This is a genomic window from Paraburkholderia sp. SIMBA_053 (genome assembly GCF_046534895.1).
GTDB lineage: Bacteria > Pseudomonadota > Gammaproteobacteria > Burkholderiales > Burkholderiaceae > Paraburkholderia > Paraburkholderia caledonica.
On record NZ_JAWRXU010001572.1, the window covers coordinates 1 to 240 of the forward strand.

Annotated in this window: 1 protein-coding gene; it reads left to right on the plus strand. The window is 62.1% G+C overall.

All coding sequences use genetic code 11. The annotated features are described in order from the left end of the window. A partial coding sequence (gene flgM, locus SB753_RS40855) for a flagellar biosynthesis anti-sigma factor FlgM (RefSeq protein WP_410805648.1) occupies positions 1-177 on the plus strand: 177 nt, incomplete at its 5' end. Positions 178-240 lie beyond the last annotated feature (63 nt).

The following is a 240-nucleotide window of genomic DNA, read 5'->3' on the forward strand; positions in this document are numbered from 1 at the left end:
CATTTGCACAGCCTCGCGAGCGCCGGTTCGTCGGATATCGACACGGCGCATGTCGAGTCGATCAAGTCGGCGATCAAAAACGGCACGTTGACGATCGACTCCGGCAAGATCGCCGATGGCGTGCTGGCGACGGCGCGCGACCTGTTGCAGAAGAAGAGCCAGTCGTCCGGCAACTGATGGACGCACCGATGGACGGTGCGGCGGGTGCCGGGCGGTATTTGTGACAAATCCGGTTTGCGT